The organism is Pseudomonas sp. S2_H01, from assembly GCF_054668305.1.
Genome location: NZ_CP162756.1, coordinates 5,338,493 through 5,355,295, shown reverse-complemented (window position 1 = coordinate 5,355,295; position 16,803 = coordinate 5,338,493). Strand labels below are relative to the sequence as shown.

Annotated in this window: 15 protein-coding genes; 10 read left to right on the top strand and 5 right to left on the bottom strand. The window is 62.0% G+C overall.

The features are described 5' to 3' along the window. The first annotated feature begins 37 nt into the window (after positions 1-37). A complete protein-coding gene (gspG, locus tag AB4N84_RS23870; protein WP_460043502.1) occupies positions 38-484 on the top strand; it encodes a type II secretion system major pseudopilin GspG in 447 nt (148 codons plus the stop codon). Between the two features lie 5 nt (positions 485-489). Then, positions 490-1,680 (top strand): type II secretion system F family protein, encoded by a 1,191-nt coding sequence (locus tag AB4N84_RS23865; RefSeq protein WP_460043501.1) that lies wholly within the window; start codon positions 490-492, stop codon positions 1,678-1,680. Positions 1,681-1,788: 108 nt separating this feature from the next. Here the strand turns inward: AB4N84_RS23865 and AB4N84_RS23860 are convergent, their stop codons facing one another. After that, the gene (locus AB4N84_RS23860) at positions 1,789-1,986 is read right to left on the bottom strand and encodes a YbdD/YjiX family protein (RefSeq protein WP_074750103.1); all 198 of its coding nucleotides are present in this window, start codon (positions 1,984-1,986) and stop codon (positions 1,789-1,791) included. After that, positions 1,986-4,046 (bottom strand): carbon starvation CstA family protein, encoded by a 2,061-nt coding sequence (locus AB4N84_RS23855; protein WP_460043499.1) that lies wholly within the window; start codon positions 4,044-4,046, stop codon positions 1,986-1,988. Before AB4N84_RS23855 ends, AB4N84_RS23860 begins: the two co-directional genes overlap by 1 nt. A 288-nt stretch (positions 4,047-4,334) precedes the next feature. On the opposite strand from AB4N84_RS23855, the gene AB4N84_RS23850 reads away from it, so the two are divergent. Beyond that, the gene (locus tag AB4N84_RS23850) at positions 4,335-5,693 is read left to right on the top strand and encodes a cache domain-containing protein (protein ID WP_460043498.1); all 1,359 of its coding nucleotides are present in this window, start codon (positions 4,335-4,337) and stop codon (positions 5,691-5,693) included. A gap of 34 nt (positions 5,694-5,727) precedes the next feature. Continuing rightward, entirely contained in the window at positions 5,728-6,360 is a 633-nt protein-coding gene (locus AB4N84_RS23845; protein ID WP_074750097.1) for a response regulator, read from the top strand. A gap of 34 nt (positions 6,361-6,394) precedes the next feature. Here AB4N84_RS23845 and AB4N84_RS23840 read toward each other — a convergent pair whose 3' ends face one another. Both AB4N84_RS23840 and AB4N84_RS23835 read right to left on the bottom strand, forming a co-directional pair. Then, on the bottom strand, positions 6,395-7,888 hold the full coding sequence (locus AB4N84_RS23840; protein ID WP_074750095.1) for a sensor histidine kinase: 1,494 nt from the start codon (positions 7,886-7,888) through the stop codon (positions 6,395-6,397). Continuing rightward, positions 7,885-8,613 carry a response regulator transcription factor gene (locus AB4N84_RS23835; protein WP_074750093.1) on the bottom strand — a complete coding sequence of 243 codons (729 nt, stop codon included), beginning with the start codon at positions 8,611-8,613 and terminating at the stop codon, positions 7,885-7,887. The genes AB4N84_RS23840 and AB4N84_RS23835 overlap by 4 nt, the downstream gene beginning before the upstream one ends. Before the next feature lie 186 nt (positions 8,614-8,799). On the opposite strand from AB4N84_RS23835, the gene msrB reads away from it, so the two are divergent. From msrB to AB4N84_RS23805, 6 genes are all read left to right on the top strand, one after another. Then, positions 8,800-9,333 carry a peptide-methionine (R)-S-oxide reductase MsrB gene (msrB, locus tag AB4N84_RS23830; protein ID WP_460043496.1) on the top strand — a complete coding sequence of 178 codons (534 nt, stop codon included), beginning with the start codon at positions 8,800-8,802 and terminating at the stop codon, positions 9,331-9,333. 66 nt (positions 9,334-9,399) lie between these two features. Further along, positions 9,400-11,223 carry a cytochrome c biogenesis protein DipZ gene (locus tag AB4N84_RS23825; RefSeq protein WP_460043494.1) on the top strand — a complete coding sequence of 608 codons (1,824 nt, stop codon included), beginning with the start codon at positions 9,400-9,402 and terminating at the stop codon, positions 11,221-11,223. Between the two features lie 27 nt (positions 11,224-11,250). Then, positions 11,251-11,988, top strand: a complete 738-nt coding sequence (gene msrA / locus AB4N84_RS23820) for a peptide-methionine (S)-S-oxide reductase MsrA (protein WP_460043493.1) — start codon at positions 11,251-11,253, stop codon at positions 11,986-11,988. Between the two features lie 236 nt (positions 11,989-12,224). Next, positions 12,225-12,875, top strand: a complete 651-nt coding sequence (locus AB4N84_RS23815; RefSeq protein ID WP_460043491.1) for a hypothetical protein — start codon at positions 12,225-12,227, stop codon at positions 12,873-12,875. 324 nt (positions 12,876-13,199) lie between these two features. Beyond that, positions 13,200-14,636, top strand: coding sequence for a catalase (locus AB4N84_RS23810; protein ID WP_460043489.1), 1,437 nt, complete (start codon positions 13,200-13,202; stop codon positions 14,634-14,636). Positions 14,637-14,736: 100 nt separating this feature from the next. Then, the gene (locus AB4N84_RS23805; protein WP_460043488.1) at positions 14,737-15,687 is read left to right on the top strand and encodes a VTT domain-containing protein; all 951 of its coding nucleotides are present in this window, start codon (positions 14,737-14,739) and stop codon (positions 15,685-15,687) included. 16 nt (positions 15,688-15,703) lie between these two features. On the opposite strand, the gene AB4N84_RS23800 is transcribed toward AB4N84_RS23805, so the two are convergent. Then, complete coding sequence (locus AB4N84_RS23800) at positions 15,704-16,711, bottom strand: zinc-dependent alcohol dehydrogenase family protein (protein ID WP_460043487.1); 1,008 nt, start codon at positions 16,709-16,711, stop codon at positions 15,704-15,706. Positions 16,712-16,803: the final 92 nt, after the last annotated feature.

The window sequence follows — 16,803 nt, the reverse complement described above, 5'->3', positions numbered from 1 at the left end:
ATAAGCCCTCAGCACAACCCAGTTTGCGGAGGTTTCCATGGGGCTTTTCACCCGCTGTGCGCCGTCTTCTTCCCCACGTTTTCAGCGCGGCTTCACCCTGCTCGAATTGCTGGTGGTCCTGGTGGTTCTGGGTCTGCTGGCCGGCATCGTGGCACCCAAATACTTCAGCCAGCTGGGTCGCTCCCAGGCCAAAGTCGCCCGTGCCCAAATAGAAGGCCTGTCCAAGGCGCTGGACCTCTACCGGCTGGAAGTGGGTCATTACCCCTCTTCCGAACAAGGTTTGCAGGCGCTGGTCGCGGCCCCGCCCGAAGAGACGCGCTGGACGGGCCCCTATCTGCAGAAAAACGTGCCGCAGGACCCCTGGGGCCGCAACTACGTCTATCGCTATCCCGGTGAAAACGGTGAGTACGACCTGCTGTCCATGGGCAAGGACGGTCAGCCCGGTGGCGAAGGCGAAGACGCCGAAGTCACCAGTTGGCAGTGACGGCCATGAAATTCCTGATCAAGGCCGTGGGTAAACGCGGCGAAGTCCTGTCCCTGGCGATGGACGCCGACAACTCGATCGATGCGCAAAGCCTGGCGGAAGCGCAAGGCATGCGCGTGCTCAATGTCCGCGCCCAATCGCGCTGGGTGATTCGAGGCTTTCGCAAACCCGAACACTTCAACCTGGTGCTGTTCAGCCAGGAGCTGACCACCCTGCTCAACGCAGGCCTGCCACTGATCGATGCGCTGGAAAGCCTGGCGGAAAAAGAAACCGCGCCTCAGGCCCGCAAGACCCTCTGCGGGCTGGTGCGTCTGTTGTATGAAGGCAAGTCGTTCTCCCAGGCGCTGACCCAATTCCCGGCCGTGTTCCCCACGCTGTACGTGGCGCTGGTGCAATCCAGCGAGAAAACCGGCGCGGTGGGCGAGGCGCTGGGGCGTTACGTGTCGTACCGCAAACGCATGGACGAAGTGCGCCAGCGCATCGTCAGCGCCTCGGTCTATCCGATGCTGTTGCTGATTGTCGGCGGCGCGGTGGTGCTGTTCCTGATGGGCTATGTGGTCCCGCGCTTCAGCCTGGTGTTCGAAGGACTGGGCTCCAACCTGCCCTGGCTGTCGCGGGTGCTCATGGAAACGGGGATGTTCCTGCACGCCCACCAGATGGACTTCGCCATCGGTTTCGTGGCGTTCGTGCTGGGCTCGGTGGTGCTGGTCCGCCAGCGCCGTTTTCGTCTGGGGTTCAACCGGGCCATCGAGCGGATACCCACGGTCTATCAGCGAGTGTTCATGTACGAGCTTGCGCGGTTCTATCGTTCGCTGGGCATTCTGCTGCAAGGCGGGATTCCGATCCTCACGGCCATGGGCATGGTCCGTAACCTGCTGGGCAGCGCGTCACAGCTGCGTCTGGATGCCGCCAGCGAGCGTATCCGCGAAGGCCAGGCGCTGTCGGTCGCGCTGGAGCAGAACAGCCTCTCCACGCCGGTGTCGCTGCGCATGCTTCGCGCGGGCGAGCAGTCCGGCAACCTCGGACAGATGATGGAACGCACCGCCGACTTCTACGACGAAGAGATCAGCCGCTGGATCGAGTGGTTCGTGCGCCTGTTCGAACCCCTGCTGATGACCTTCATCGGGCTGTTGATCGGTTTGATCGTGATCCTGATGTACATCCCGATCTTCGAGTTGGCGTCGAGCATTCATTGAATGGGCTGCCACGCCTAAAGACTGGAGGAGCCCCGCTCTGCGTGAGCAAAAAAAAACGCCACGGCGAACCGTGGCGTTTTTATCTTTCAACGACTGCCGTTCAACGGATCAGCAGCACTTGGGACCGGCCTTGCCGCCGTAACGGGCGTCCTGACGTTCGCGGAAGAACGCTTCGTAGGACATCACCGCCTGGTCCGGGTGAGTCTTCTGCATGTGCTCGACGTAGTTATCGTAGTCGGGCATGCCCACCATCAGGCGGGCCGCCTGCCCGAGGTATTTGCCGAGGCGACTCAGGTCATTGAACATCAGCGTACTTCCGGCATCGCCTGGAACGGTGCTTCCTTGTCACTGCGCTCCTTCTTGACCCATGCCGCGCGGCCGACTTTCACCGCATAGAACAGGATGCTCAGGACCACGAACAGGAACAGTGTGGTCAGCGCCGCGTTGGTGTACGCGTTGAAGATCACATGCTGCATCTGATCAACGGTCTTGGCCGGGGCCAGAATCTGACCCGCGTCAGCCGCCGTGCTGTATTTCTTCGCCAGCGCCAGGAAGCCTACCGCCGGGCTTGGGTCGAACAGCTTGATGAAGCCTGCGGTCACGGTGCAGATCAGCAGCCAGGACGCGGGCAGGATGGTGACCCACACGTACTGCTGACGCTTCATCTTGATCAGGACCACGGTTGCCAGCATCAGCGCGATACCCGCCAGCATCTGGTTGGAGATACCGAACAGCGGCCACAAGGTGTTGATACCGCCCAGTGGATCGATTACGCCCTGATACAGCAGGTAACCCCACAGCGCCACGCAACCGCCGGTGCCAATCGCGTTGGCGGTCCAGGACTCGGTGCGTTTGAGCGCAGGGACGAAGCTGCCCAGCAAATCTTGCAGCATGAAGCGACCGGCACGGGTACCGGCGTCAACGGCCGTCAGAATGAACAGCGCTTCGAACAGGATCGCGAAGTGGTACCAGAACGCCATGGTGTTTTGACCTGGCAGCACCTGGTGCAGGATCTGCGCGATGCCGACTGCCAACGTGGGTGCGCCACCGGCTCGGGCCAGCACGGTGTTTTCACCGATGTCTTTGGCCACTGCAGTCAGTGCTTCAGGCGTGATCGCGAAGCCCCAGCCGGTGATGGTCTGAGCCACGGTAACCACGTCACCGCCGACCACCGCTGCCGGGCTGTTCATGGCGAAGTACACGCCCGGGTCGATGACCGAGGCAGCCACCATGGCCATGATCGCGACGAAGGATTCCATCAACATGCCGCCGTAACCGATGTAACGGGCGTTCTTCTCGTTATCCAGCAGCTTTGGCGTGGTGCCCGAGGAGATCAGTGCGTGGAAACCCGACACGGCACCGCAAGCAATGGTGATGAACAGGAACGGGAACAGAGCGCCTTTCCAGACCGGACCGGTGCCGTCGGTGAACTGGGTCAGGGCCGGCATTTTCAGCTCGGGCGCAAGAATCAGAATGCCGATCGCCAGGGCGACGATGGTGCCGATTTTCAGGAAGGTCGACAGGTAGTCACGGGGCGCCAGCAGCAGCCAGACCGGCAGCATCGCCGCCACAAAGCCGTAACCGACCAGCATCCAGGTGATCTGCACGCCGGTGAAGGTGAAGGCATGGGCCCATTCCGGGCTTGCTGCGATCTGACCACCGGCCCAGATCGACAGCAGCAACAGCACCACGCCAATGATCGAAATCTCGCCGATGCGACCTGGACGGATGTAGCGCATGTACACGCCCATGAACATCGCGATCGGGATGGTCGCCAGCACGGTGAACATGCCCCATGGGCTCTCGGCCAGCGCTTTAACCACGATCAGCGCCAGCACCGCGAGGATGATGATCATGATCAGGAAGCAGCCGAACAAGGCGATGGTGCCGGGAATACGGCCCATTTCCTCACGGACCATGTCGCCCAGCGAGCGGCCGTTACGGCGAGTGGACAGGAACAGGATCATGAAGTCCTGAACCGCACCGGCCAGTACCACACCGGCGATCAGCCAGAGCGTGCCGGGCAGGTAACCCATTTGCGCAGCCAGCACCGGGCCGACCAGCGGACCTGCGCCGGCGATGGCGGCGAAGTGGTGACCGAACAGAATGTGTTTGTTGGTGGGAACGTAATCCAGGCCGTCATTGTTGATCACCGCAGGCGTGGCCCGGGTCGGATCAAGTTGCATGACGTGATTGGCGATGAACAGGCTGTAGTAGCGGTACGCAACCAGATAGATGGCAACGGCAGCAACGACAATCCAGAGAGCGTTGATGGCTTCGCCGCGGCGCAGCGCGACGACACCCAAGGCGCATGCCCCAAGGGCAGCGACGGCGAACCAACCCAGATGTTTGGTCAGTCGGGTCATTGTGGGTCTCCTGCCGAAGCTCATGGCTTGCGGCGTAATTGTTATTGTGTGCACCGGGATAACGGAGCGTCGCCACTATCCCCGCTGCTGTCACCCAGATAAATTCGTATTACTACGGGATCAACTGCGTAGAACTACGCAGACGCTCCTACAGTTTCCTGACGCTGCGTTCGGTGCGGCAGGCTGCTGTGAGAGCGAATTCATTCGCGAAAGATGTTCCAGGCAGCGCAGATGTTCGTGCTGTAATGCGCCCTACAACAACACACCCGCCCGCCGGACATCACCACCATGCAACTCAAACACAAGATCGTCGCCCTTGGCATTCTGCCGCTGATCCTGGCCGTGTCGGTGATCTGCGCATTGGTCATCGTGCAGAATCAGCGCCTGGGCGAGCAGCAAGCGCAGTTGATCGAAGACAGCATCCTGGCCAGCAAGCGCGCCGAACTGAAAAACTACGTAGAGATGGCGATGAGCGCCCTGGCACCGATCTACGACAGCGGGCGCAACGACGAGCAGACCAAACAGCAGGTGCTCGAAGAACTGTCCAAACTGAGCTTCGGCATCGACGGCTATTTCTTCGTGTACGACCAGAGCGGCCGCAACCTGATGCACCCGCGCCAGGCGGCGCTGGTGGGCAAGGACCTGTGGAACATGACCGACCCACAAGGGTTGCTGGTGATCCGCGCGTTGCTGCAAAGCGCGGAATCCGGCGATGGCTTCCAGCACTACGCCTGGGAAAAACCCTCCACCGGTCAGGTCACCGGCAAACTTGCCCATGTGGTCATGCTCAAGCGCTGGGGCTGGATGCTGGGCACCGGCATCTACGTGGAAGACGTCGAACGCGCCACGCAGCAGGCCCGACAGGAAGTGGCGCGCGGCATCTATGCCACCATGCTCGACATCGGCGCCGTGGCCCTGATTGCAGTGCTCCTGGTCTTTGTCTGTGGCGTCACGCTCAACGCCAGCGAACACCGCCTCGCCGACCGCAAGCTGCAAATGCTCAACCAGCGCATCATGAATTTGCAGGAAGAAGAGCGCTCCCGGTTGTCGCGAGAGCTGCATGACGGCATCAGTCAGGTTCTGGTGTCGATCAAGTTCCAGTTCGAACTGGCCGGTCTGCAACTGGAGGGCAATGACCAGCGAGGCCTGGACACCCTGCGTCAGGGCACCGAGCGTCTTGGCGAGGCCATCGGTGAAATCCGCACCATTTCCCACGACCTGCGCCCTTCCCTGCTCGACACCCTGGGCCTTGCCGCCGCCGTCACGCAACTGGTGGCCGAATTCGAGCAACAGACCGGGCTGACGATTCATTACACCCACCACCTGAGCAACCTGAAACTCGCCGAGGGTGCGCCGGTGGCGCTGTTCCGGATTCTTCAGGAGGCGCTGACCAACATCGAGCGCCACGCCCATGCGCAGAACGTGTACATCGACCTGCAAGGCACCCGCAAACAGGTGCAGTTGACCGTTCGCGACGACGGCGTCGGCTTTCGGGTCGATGTCGCCCACCTGCCAGAGATACAGGGCGGCATCGGATTGCGTAATATTCGCGAGCGCGTCGAACACTTCCACGGCCAACTCAACCTGTATTCGGCGCCGGGCCACAGTGAATTGACCGTGACCATGCCCGTGAGCGTCGCCGCATGAACACTTTCTTCAGAACAGGAACCCCATCGCGATCATGAGCGCCAGCCAGACCATCCGCATTGCCCTGGTCGATGACCATTCTCTGGTTCGCGATGGTGTGCGCGCGCTGCTGTCGACCCGTCCCCTGTTCGAGGTGGTGGGCGAAGCCGAGAACGCCGCCCAGGCCTTGACGATGTGCGAGTCGCTCAAGCCGGACATCCTGCTGGTGGACATCGGCCTGCAGGACATGAACGGGCTGGAGCTGACGCAACTGATCCGCCAGCGCTGCCCGGCGATCAAGATTCTGATCCTGAGCATGTATGACAATCAGGAATACGTCGCGACCTCGATCCGGGCGGGCGCCAGCGGTTACGTGCTGAAGAACGCCCCGTCCAGGGAAATCGTCGCGGCCATCGAGGCGATTGCCACCGGCGGCACGTTTTACAGCGCCGAGGTGACGCTCAAGCTGGTGTCGAAAAAATCCGAGGAGAACGAGCTGACGCCCCGTGAAGTGCAGGTGCTCGTGGGATTGGCCAAAGGGCTGGACAACAAGACCCTCGCCCGGGACCTGGCGATCAGCGTCAGGACCGTGGAAACCCACCGCCTGAGCATCCGCCGCAAGCTGAAAGTCGACAAGCCGGCGGGGTTGGTGAAATACGCGATGGAGCACGGGTTGCTGCTGCCGTGATCAGTGATGACATCCTTCCATTCACCGGTAATCGTCACCCCTGCGGCAACGCCTTCTCTGCCGTGTCCTGATCCACTGGCAGCGCGAACCTGAAGGTCGCTCCCTGCCCCGGCACATCGATCAACTCAATCCTGTGCCCGTGCAGTTGCAGGATCTGGTGAACGATCCTCAACCCCAGCCCGCCGTCGCGCCGGGCGCCGCCAATGTTGAACGGCCGCAGAAACAGGCCTTCCCGTAGCTCGGCGGCGATGCCGGGGCCGCTGTCGCTGACGGTGACTTCGACGACTCGCCCCTTAGGCAGCAGCGATACGCGGATTTCTCCGCCGTGGGGCGTATGGCGCAGGGCGTTGTCCAGCAGGTTGGTCATGACCCGTTCGATGAGTCCCAGGTCGGCATGCACGCCAGGGATGGACGGCGCGAGCACGGGGGTTAACGTCACGGCCTTGGCTTCCGCGCTCAGTTCGAATTTCTGAAAGATGTCCTGCACCAGGTCCGTCAGCGAGAAACGCTCGACCACCGGGACCACGAACCCATGCTCCAGTCGCACCAGTTCCAGCAACGACTGGGCGAGTCCACCGACCTTGCGGCTCTGGTCCAGCGCGATCCCCAGGTAACGTCGACGCTCCTCGGGACTCAGGCTGGCGTCCTTGACCGACAGCACTTCCAGATAGCCGTGCAACGACGCCAAGGGCGTGCGCAGGTCGTGAGAAATGTTGGCGACCAGCTCGCGCCGGTCCTGACTCTGCCGGGTCAATGTCTGCCATTGCTCGCTCAACCGGTTCTGCATCTGTTTGAACGTCGCATCGAGCACCGCAATCTCGTCATGGCCCTGACGCGGGGGCTCCATTGACGCATTGGGCAGCGCCACAGGTGCGGCATTGATGTCGAAACGTCCCACCGAATCGGTCAGCCGTCGCAAGGGCCGCGTGATCAAGCCGAAGGCCGCGAGCCCCGCAAAGAGGCACAGCAATGCAATCAGACCGATGGACCACAGGGCCGTGTTCAACGCCTCGCTGGTGGCGCCCCGCTCGGCAAACCGGTCGTGGGCCTCACCCAGCAGCACGACGTACAAAAACCCTGACGGCTTGCCCATCACCATCAGCGGTGCTGCGCTGAACACCTTGCGCGCGTCCACGCTGCGCGGATCATCGCCCAGAATCGGCAGCGGCGCCCCGCTGAGCAATTGCCGCACCGGCGCCAGATCGACGCGATCACGCAGGATGCGGTCTTTGGGCGCGGCGTCACCGACGATCTTGCCGTCCATGTCCAGCAGGTAAACCTCGACGCTGGGGTTGACCAGCATCAACTGACTGAACAGCTCGCGCACCGCGTCCGGCTTGAGGCCGTTGGCGTCCATCAACTGCGTGTCGCGGGCGATGTGCTGGGCAAGGTCACGGGACAGGCCCTGAACCACTTCCAGCTCGTGCATTTTGTTGGAGCGCACCTGCAACCACACCGAGGTGCCGCAACAGATCAGCAACAACAGCGCGAAGACCAATGACAGCCGCTGGGTCAGGGTCATCTTCATGACGCGTCTCCCGACGACTCACCGGGTGCCACGAACTTGTAACCGCGTCCCCACACCGTGAGGATCCGCAACGGTTGGGCCGGATCGGCTTCGATCTTGGCGCGCAGGCGGTTGATGTGGGTGTTGACGGTGTGCTCGTAGCCTTCGTGGTTGTAGCCCCACACCGAGTTGAGCAGGTCAAGCCTGGAGAACACCTTGCCGGGTTGGCGAGCGAAGAAATACAACAGGTCGAACTCGCGCGGGGTCAGGTCCAGCACACGGCCTTCCAAGGATGCCTCACGGGTCAGCGGATCGATAAACAACCCGGCGCTCGACAGGCTGCCGGCGTCCATCTTCAGGTTGCGCGCCATGGCATCAACCCGACGCAACAGGGCCTTGACCCGGGCCACCAGTTCCATCATCGAGAACGGTTTGGCCAGGTAATCATCGGCGCCCAGCTCCAGGCCGAGAATCCGGTGCATTTCGCTGGAGCGGGCGCTGGTGATGATGATCGGCGTGTAGCGGGTCATGGCGCGGGCGCGGCGGCAGATCTCCAGGCCATCCACGCCCGGCAGCATCAGGTCCAGGATCAACGCATCCCAGCCGCCTTGCTCCAGCAGGCGCAGGCCTTTTTCGCCGTCGGCACTGTGCACCACGTCAAAATGCTCATCCCGCAGATGCAGGCAAATCAGGTCGGCGATATGGCTATCGTCCTCGACCACCAGAATGCGTTTGGGCTGATCCATTGAAAGCAAACCTTACGGGCGCATCGTTTGCGCAATGACGCCATTGTGCCGATTTTGTCGGCGGGCAGTTATCACGAATTGTTTAACTCTCGGTGAGGATTCCGGGAACAGCGCGTGCGTAGCCTTGGCTCCATCGCATCAACGACCCGATCCGAAAGCGGAACGGGCTGTGCCGAGGAGATCATCATGCTTTCAAGAAGACAGTTCATGGTGCTGAGCAGCAGCGCCGGGGTCGCCGCCATTGCGCTGGGCGTCCTGCCCAAGTTTGCCGACGGCGAAACCATGACGCCACATAGCGCGTTAATGGAAGACCAGCCCATCGGCAGTTTCGAAGTCAGCCACACCGACGCTGAATGGCACGCGCTGCTGAGCGACGAACAGTTTCAGGTGCTGCGCCGGGAAGCCACCGAGCGTCCCTACAGCAGCCCCCTGAACGACGAGCACCGCACCGGCACGTTTGCCTGCGCCGGTTGCCAGTTGCAGCTGTTTTCCTCGACCACCAAGTTCGACAGCCATACCGGCTGGCCCAGTTTCTGGCAGCCGCTGGACAACGCCACCGCCATCCGCACCGACACCTCGTTCGGCGTGCTGCGCAAGGAGGTCCACTGCCGCCGCTGCGGCGGACACCTGGGCCACGTCTTCACCGACGGCCCGAAACCCACCGGCCTGCGGTATTGCATGAACGGGCTGGCGATGAGTTTTGCCGAGCAGCAAAGCTGACGCGCGACACGCTCCCACAGGGTATTCGGCATTTTCTCGAACTGATATTTGAACGGACACACTCCTATGCTCCTGATCATCCTTGCCTACCTCGGTGGCGTGCTGACCATCGTCAGCCCTTGCATTCTGCCGGTGCTGCCGTTTGTTTTTGCCCGCACCGGCCAACCGTTCGTGCGCAGTGGCCTGCCCTTGCTGGTGGGCATGGCGGTGACCTTTGCGCTGGTGGCGACACTGGCGGCGGTCGGCGGTGGCTGGGTCGTGCAGCTCAATCAGTGGGGACGCGGTCTGGCGCTGATTTTCGTCGCGCTGTTCGGCCTTACGCTGCTGCTGCCCAAGCTCGCCGAGCGCCTGACCCGGCCGTTGGTGGCCGCTGGCAGTCGCTTGTCTGAAAACGCGGGGGTGGACGCCAGACCCAGCCCATGGGCGTCGTTCATGATCGGTGTCGCCACCGGGCTGCTCTGGGCACCGTGCGCCGGGCCGATCCTCGGTCTGGTGTTGACCGGCGCGGCGCTGCAAGGCGCCAGCGTTGGCACCACCTTGCTGCTGCTGGCCTATGCCGCAGGCGCTGCCACGTCCCTGGCCCTCGCGTTGTTGCTGGGCGGCAAGGTGTTCACAGCAATGAAACGCTCACTGGGTGCCGGTGAATGGATTCGTCGCGGGCTGGGCGCCGCCATGCTGGCGGGCGTAGCCGCCATTGCGCTGGGCCTCGATACCGGCATTCTGGCCCGCGTGTCGACCGCATCGACCGGCGGCCTGGAACAGTCACTGGTCGGCCGCCTCACCGGGCACACCCAGCCCGACAGCAATGTGATGCAGGGCGGCGCGATGATGGCGCAAAACATCCCCGGTCGCGACGAGGGGGGCGCGAGCATGCAGGCTTCAGGGGCGATGATGATGGCCGCTAAAAACGCCACGTCGAGTCTGCCGATCGAAGGTCAACTGCCGTCGCTCGAGGGTGCCGTGCAGTGGCTGAACTCTGCCCCGCTGACCGCCGAACAACTGAAAGGCAAAGTGGTGCTGGTGGATTTCTGGACCTACTCCTGCATCAACTGCCTGCGCACCCTGCCCTACGTCAAAGCCTGGGCCGACAAATACCGTGACCAGGGTCTGGTGGTGATCGGCGTTCATGCCCCTGAGTTCGCGTTCGAACGCGACGTGAAGAACGTCACCAAAGCCATGGCCGATCTGGGTATCCACTACCCGGTGGCGATCGACAACGACTATAAAATCTGGCGCGCCTTCAATAACCAGTACTGGCCTGCCCACTACTTTGCCGACGCCAAGGGCCAGATCCGCTACCACCACTTCGGTGAAGGCGCCTACGACGAATCCGAACGCGTGATTCAGGAGCTGCTGCGCGAAGCGGGCAACAACCAGATCACCACCGACCTGATCGATGCCAACGGCAACGGAGTGCAGCAGGCCGCAGACATGGGCGAAGTCAAATCGCCGGAGACCTACCTGGGGTTCGAACGCGCCGAAAACTTCGTCTCGCCGGGCGGCGCCAAAGCGGATCGCGCGGCCCGCTACAGCACACCGGACACCCTGGCACTCAATCACTGGGGCCTGGACGGTCAGTGGAGCATCGGTGCCGAACGCGCCAGCCTGACCGCGCCGAACGGCAAGATCGTCTACCGCTTCCACGCCCGTGATCTGCATCTGGTGCTGGGCCCTGGCAGCGACGGCAAGCCGGTACGGTTTAACGTCATGATCGACGGCCAGATGCCCGGTGCATCACACGGCTCCGACGTCGCGCCGGACGGCAGCGGCACCGTAACCGAACAGCGGTTGTACCAACTCGTGCGTCAATCCGGCGATGTCGCCGACCACACCTTCACCATCGAATTCAGCGATCCGGGCGTGTCCGCTTACGCCTTCACCTTCGGTTGATTCCATCCCGTTTCAGGAGTGTCAGACATGAAAAAGCTCAGTGTTTCCGGTTTTACCGCTGCCTTGCCTGCCTGGCGCCGCAACGGCCTTCGGTTGTTCGCCGGGGCCGTGCTGCTGCAAACCGCGGCCTGCTCGTTCGCCGGTGCGGAAGATGCCGTAAGCATCGCGCCGCCGCAGAAGGACGAAATGATCAACACCTCGCACAGCGAAACTGCGGTGCTCGCGGGCGGCTGCTTCTGGGGTGTCCAGGGCGTGTTCCAGCATGTGCAAGGGGTGAAAAAAGTCGTCTCCGGTTATGCCGGCGGCAAGGCCGATACCGCGCAATACGAGCGCGTCAGTGAGGGTGACACCGGGCACGCCGAATCGGTGGAAGTGACCTTCGACCCAACCCAGGTGAGCTACGGCAAACTGCTGCAGATCTTTTTCTCGGTCGCCCACAACCCGACCGAACTGAACCGTCAGGGCCCGGACCACGGCACTCAATACCGGTCGGCGATTTTCCCCGAGACACCGGAACAGCAGGCCGTGGCCCAGGCGTACATCGCCCAACTCGATGCCGCCAAGTCATTCAACGCGCCGATTGTCACCAAAATCGAGCAGTACAACGGGTTTTATCCGGCCGAGGATTATCACCAGAACTTCCTGACCACCCACCCGACCTACCCCTACATCGTGGTCAATGATCTGCCTAAAGTGGGTCAGTTGAAGCAGCTGTTCGCCGATCGGTACAGCGAGCAGCCGGTGTTGTTGAAAACCGGGCAGTAGCGCGTGCCGCTGGTTTGATTCCGGGCGGCATCGACGGCTCACAGGCGGTTGAACAAACCAAAGTATGACCGCCAAAAACCTACGTATCAGCCCATGGTACCTAGGTACAAGTGACCTGGGCCGTCGGCAGGAATACCTTTAAGTCATTCCTGTCGCCCAGGCCGATCTCTCTCCAAGCTGTGGGAAACAGACCGTAACGGACAGGCCCGTCGAAGCACACTGTGAGGAGATTCATCATGTTTGCCGAACTCGATCCACGGCCCGGGCTGAACGCCGAATTCGCCGCCGATGCCCACGGTTTGTTCACCACCCTGCACGGTCACGAGCGTGAGGCGTTTGTGCAACTGCTTGACGAACACCTGCGCACGACCGAGCAGGTGGGAGGTTTCGCCCGGGAAGTGCGCTGGCGTTTGCGCAAGCTGAATTACCGCGCCATCAAGGAATTGTTCAAGGGCCTCGATCAATCGACCCAGCAATTCATGATGTTCCTGCGGGCAAAAATTCATGGGTTCAACGGCACGCCGGGGCAGGACTTGCTGCCTGCACTGTCCTTGTCCGATGCCGAACAGGCCCCGGGGTTTCGTGAGTGCTTCAAGGAAATCCATCAGTTATCCCAGCACCTGGCCGCACTGGCTGCTCGTTCGCAGCACTTCATGGACAAAGCGGTGGATGCAGGCGATTACGCCACGGCCAATCTGGTCAGTGAGCTGCTGTACCGCACCAATCAACTGATCTGCAAAATCAAGCTGGACATTCCGTCCGGCGCCTCGTTCACCAGCGAGTGCCGCCAGCCGACCCGCCCACATACCTGGTTTTCGACCATGGAAGTCTGGGCACAAAGCCCGGGCCTGCAGGCCGTTACCGCCCTTGACAGTCATCGCCTCTAGTTTCACCTGCCGTGCCGTTTCTCTCCTCCCTTTAGCGCCCTGAACGGGCGCTTTTTTTAGGTCTCGTTATCCGCGGGTCACGCTCGCGTCATGCATTTCACCTATTGATGAGGACGGGCTACGCTCACTCGATTCGAATGAAGCGCTGGGGGCAGAAAAATCATTCAACTGCATGGTAGGGTGGCTGCCCGGATGAGCTGAACCGCTCTATCTCAGGCTCCTTGAGCCTCGGGCATAACCCGAAAAAAGAAAAAAGGCGCACGAGCGTCCAAGAACAAGTTCGTTGATCCAGCGAGACTGACCGTCCCTTACCGGAGCCTGATAATGAATAAACTCACCACAGTGGCGGGCGCCCCCGTCGTCGATAACCAGAACTCACAATCCGCGGGCCCACGCGGCCCGTTGATGCTGCAGGACGTGTGGCTGCTGGAGAAACTGGCCCACTTCGACCGTGAAGTCATCCCGGAGCGTCGCATGCACGCCAAGGGATCCGGCGCGTTCGGCACGTTCACCGTCACCCACGACATCAGCCGCCATACCAAGGCGCAGCTGTTTTCGGAAATCGGCAAGCAAACCGACATTTTCATCCGTTTCTCGACCGTGGCCGGTGAGCGCGGCGCCGCCGATGCCGAGCGCGACATCCGTGGGTTCGCCATAAAGTTCTACACCGAGCAAGGCAACTGGGACCTGGTGGGCAACAACACGCCGGTGTTCTTCCTGCGTGACCCGCTGAAATTCCCGGACCTGAACCACGCGATCAAACGCGACCCACGCACCAACATGCGCAGCGCCGACAACAACTGGGATTTCTGGAGTTCGCTGCCTGAAGCGCTGCACCAGGTGACCGTGGTCATGAGCGACCGTGGCCTGCCCAAGTCCTACCGTCACATGCACGGTTTCGGCAGCCACACGTTCAGCTTCATCAGCCCGAAAAACGAACGCTTCTGGGTCAAGTTCACGCTGAAAACCCAGCAAGGCATCGAGAACCTGACCGATCAGGAAGCCGCCGATCTGGTAGCCGGTGACCGCGAAACCCACCAGCGCGACCTGTACGACAGCATCGAGAAAGGTGACTTCCCGAAATGGAAGATGTTCGTGCAGATCATGCCGGAGCAGGAGGCCAACACATACAAGATCCACCCATTCGACCTCACCAAAGTCTGGCCGCACGCGGACTACCCGCTGATCGAAGTCGGCACGCTGGAGTTGAACCGTAACCCGGAGAACTATTTCCACGACGTGGAGCAAGCCGCCTTCAACCCGGCCAACGTGGTGCCGGGCATCAGTTTCTCGCCGGACAAGATGCTGCAAGGCCGTCTGTTCTCCTACGGCGACGCACAGCGCTACCGCCTGGGGGTCAACCATCATCAGATCCCGGTCAACGCACCACAGTGCCCGGTCAACAGCTACCACCGCGACGGCCAGATGCGCGTGGACCGCAACGGCGGCGGCACCATCGGCTACGAGCCCAACAGCAAGGGTGCGTGGGTCGAACAGCCGGACTTCTCCGAGCCGCCGCTGGAGCTGCATGGCGCGGCAGCGAACTGGGATTTCCGCAAGGACGATGACGACTATTACTCCCAGCCGCGCGCATTGTTCCGCCTGATGACCCCGGCGCAACAGCAGTTACTGTTCGACAACACCGCTCGCGCCATCAGCGGTGCGTCGACGCTGGTCAAGCAGCGTCACATCGACAACTGCACCAAGGCTGACCCTGCGTATGGCGCAGGGGTTGCCGCAGCCATCGAGTTGCTCGGCTGACGCACATTCGGCGTTGACACAAAGGGGTGTTCAGGCGACGGTACTGACACCCCTTTTTCTTGCGCCGTTTTTACCTGCGTCTTCTGTGGAGCAACCCGCCATGAACGAACTCCAGCAATTGAACGAAAGCCACGGCCTGCTGCTGGTGTTCGTCAACGTGCTGCTGGAGCAGATCGGCTTGCCGGTCCCGGCCTACCCCACCCTCATTGTCACCGGCGCGCTGGCCATGCAAAGCAAGCCTCTGCTGGGCGCAGGCGTGCTGGTCGCCATGGTTGCCTGCCTGATCGCCGATGGTTTGTGGTATTGGGCGGGCAAACGTTACGGCGGCGTGCTGCTGAAATCCATCTGCAAGATCTCGTTGTCTCAAGACACCTGTATTCGTCAGGGCCTTAACGTCTACGACCGCGTCGGCCCGCGCGCCATGCTGCTGTCGAAGTTCCTGCCCGGCGCGGGCGCGCTGGTCACCACCGTGGCGGGCATGAACGGCACGCCGATCGCCACGTTCATGCGTTACTCCCTTGCCGGCTCCTTCATATGGGCCGGCTCGGCGCTGCTGCTGGGCATGCTGTTCACTGACGCCATCATTCCGCTGCTGAGCCTGTTGGCCAGTTATCTGCCCATCGCCATCGCAGGCGTGCTGGCGGCGCTCGGACTGTTCATCGGCTGGAAATACTGGAAGCGCCGGCACCTGATGTCTCGCACCTCGAAAGTGCCACGCATCACCGTGCCCGAGTTGCTCGCCCTGCGCGACTCGGTGGACGCGCCCGTGGTGATTGATGTGCGCCCTAAATTTCACACCGCCGTGGTCGAAGGCATTCCCGGCGCGGTGTCGATCAGCCTTGAAGAACCGCTGGAACCCTGGCTCGCGCAACTGGCTGACGTCGACATGGTGTTTTACTGCGCCTGCCCGAACGAGCTGTCGGCCGCCCTGCTGGCGCAGAAACTGCGCGCACACGGCCTGACACGGGGCAAGGCACTGGTCGGCGGGCTGGATGCCTGGCGTGAAGCACACAATGAGTCCGACACCCCAGGCCAGACCGCGACGGCCTGACCCGCTTCCGCGCCCATCAGGCGATATCGATCACCACCTTCCCTTGATTGCCTGCGCGGCTGACGCGTTCATACGCCTGATTGACCTCTGCCAGGGTGAAGCGCTGCTCGTCCAATAAAACCCGCAGTTGCCCGGCTTCGGCCATCCGCGTGGCCTCGGCCATGATCTCGCCGTGGTGCTTGCGTCCCTTCCCGGTCAACAAAGGCAACAGGGTGAACACACCCGAGTAAGTCGCGCCGCGAAACGACAGCGGTGCCAGCGCGTGCTCGCCCCAGCCCAGGCAACTGAGCACATGCCCGGTGTAGATTTTCGCGGCGGCAAACGAGGCGTCCAGCGTGCTGCCGCCCACGGTGTCATAAACGATGTCGAAACCCTCGCCACCGGTGTGCAGGGCCATGTAGTCATCGACGCTGCTGCTTCGATAATCAATGGCGGTGGCGCCAAGACGTTCAATGGCAGCCCGGCTGTGCGCCGACCCGGTGGCGAACACGTCGGCGCCACGTGCCTTGGCAATCTGCACGGCAACATGCCCCACGCCGCCAGCGCCGCCGTGAATCAGGACTTTCTGACCACTGCGCACATTGGCACGGTCCACCAGCCCTTCCCAGGCGGTGATGAAGATCAACGGTAACGCCGCCGCCTCGCGCATGCTCAAGTTGTTTGGTTTGCGAGCCAGCAGCTCGGCGTCCGCTGCAATGTACTGCGCCAGCGCGCCCTGATGGCCGCCGATGCCGCCCGCCATGCCATAAACCTCATCGCCTACCGCAAAGGCCGTCACGCCTGTACCGACCTGTTCCACGACGCCGGCCATGTCCATCCCCAAGACCGCCGGCAGCGACTGCCGGGCATGCCCACCCTTGCCTGCGCTGATCTTGATGTCCAGCGGGTTGACGGCGCTGGCCATCACCCGCACCAGCACTTGACCTGCGGCCGGCGACGGCTTTTGCAGCGTTTGCACGTCCAGAGGCTGTAGGTGCTCAACCGCGACAGCGGCTTGCATGGTGTTCAAGGGATGAGTGCTCATGGTGGTCTCCGATTCAGTGACCCGGTGTCGGGTGATGAGGCCAGTGTGTGCCCACGCCGCAATTCCGATAAGCCGCTAAATGGCTATAGTAT

Bases quoted from the DNA above. Each gene is read 5' to 3' on its own strand.
- AB4N84_RS23810 (WP_460043489.1), top strand. From the start codon at position 13,200: ATGAATAAACTCACCACAGTGGCGGGCGCCCCCGTCGTCGATAACCAG.
- AB4N84_RS23825 (WP_460043494.1), top strand. From the start codon at position 9,400: ATGCTCCTGATCATCCTTGCCTACCTCGGTGGCGTGCTGACCATCGTC.
- gspG (WP_460043502.1), top strand. From the start codon at position 38: ATGGGGCTTTTCACCCGCTGTGCGCCGTCTTCTTCCCCACGTTTTCAG.
- AB4N84_RS23805 (WP_460043488.1), top strand. From the start codon at position 14,737: ATGAACGAACTCCAGCAATTGAACGAAAGCCACGGCCTGCTGCTGGTG.
- msrA (WP_460043493.1), top strand. From the start codon at position 11,251: ATGAAAAAGCTCAGTGTTTCCGGTTTTACCGCTGCCTTGCCTGCCTGG.
- AB4N84_RS23845 (WP_074750097.1), top strand. From the start codon at position 5,728: ATGAGCGCCAGCCAGACCATCCGCATTGCCCTGGTCGATGACCATTCT.
- AB4N84_RS23800 (WP_460043487.1), bottom strand. From the start codon at position 16,711: ATGAGCACTCATCCCTTGAACACCATGCAAGCCGCTGTCGCGGTTGAG.
- AB4N84_RS23840 (WP_074750095.1), bottom strand. From the start codon at position 7,888: ATGAAGATGACCCTGACCCAGCGGCTGTCATTGGTCTTCGCGCTGTTG.
- AB4N84_RS23815 (WP_460043491.1), top strand. From the start codon at position 12,225: ATGTTTGCCGAACTCGATCCACGGCCCGGGCTGAACGCCGAATTCGCC.
- AB4N84_RS23850 (WP_460043498.1), top strand. From the start codon at position 4,335: ATGCAACTCAAACACAAGATCGTCGCCCTTGGCATTCTGCCGCTGATC.
- msrB (WP_460043496.1), top strand. From the start codon at position 8,800: ATGCTTTCAAGAAGACAGTTCATGGTGCTGAGCAGCAGCGCCGGGGTC.
- AB4N84_RS23860 (WP_074750103.1), bottom strand. From the start codon at position 1,986: ATGTTCAATGACCTGAGTCGCCTCGGCAAATACCTCGGGCAGGCGGCC.
- AB4N84_RS23855 (WP_460043499.1), bottom strand. From the start codon at position 4,046: ATGACCCGACTGACCAAACATCTGGGTTGGTTCGCCGTCGCTGCCCTT.
- AB4N84_RS23835 (WP_074750093.1), bottom strand. From the start codon at position 8,613: ATGGATCAGCCCAAACGCATTCTGGTGGTCGAGGACGATAGCCATATC.
- AB4N84_RS23865 (WP_460043501.1), top strand. From the start codon at position 490: ATGAAATTCCTGATCAAGGCCGTGGGTAAACGCGGCGAAGTCCTGTCC.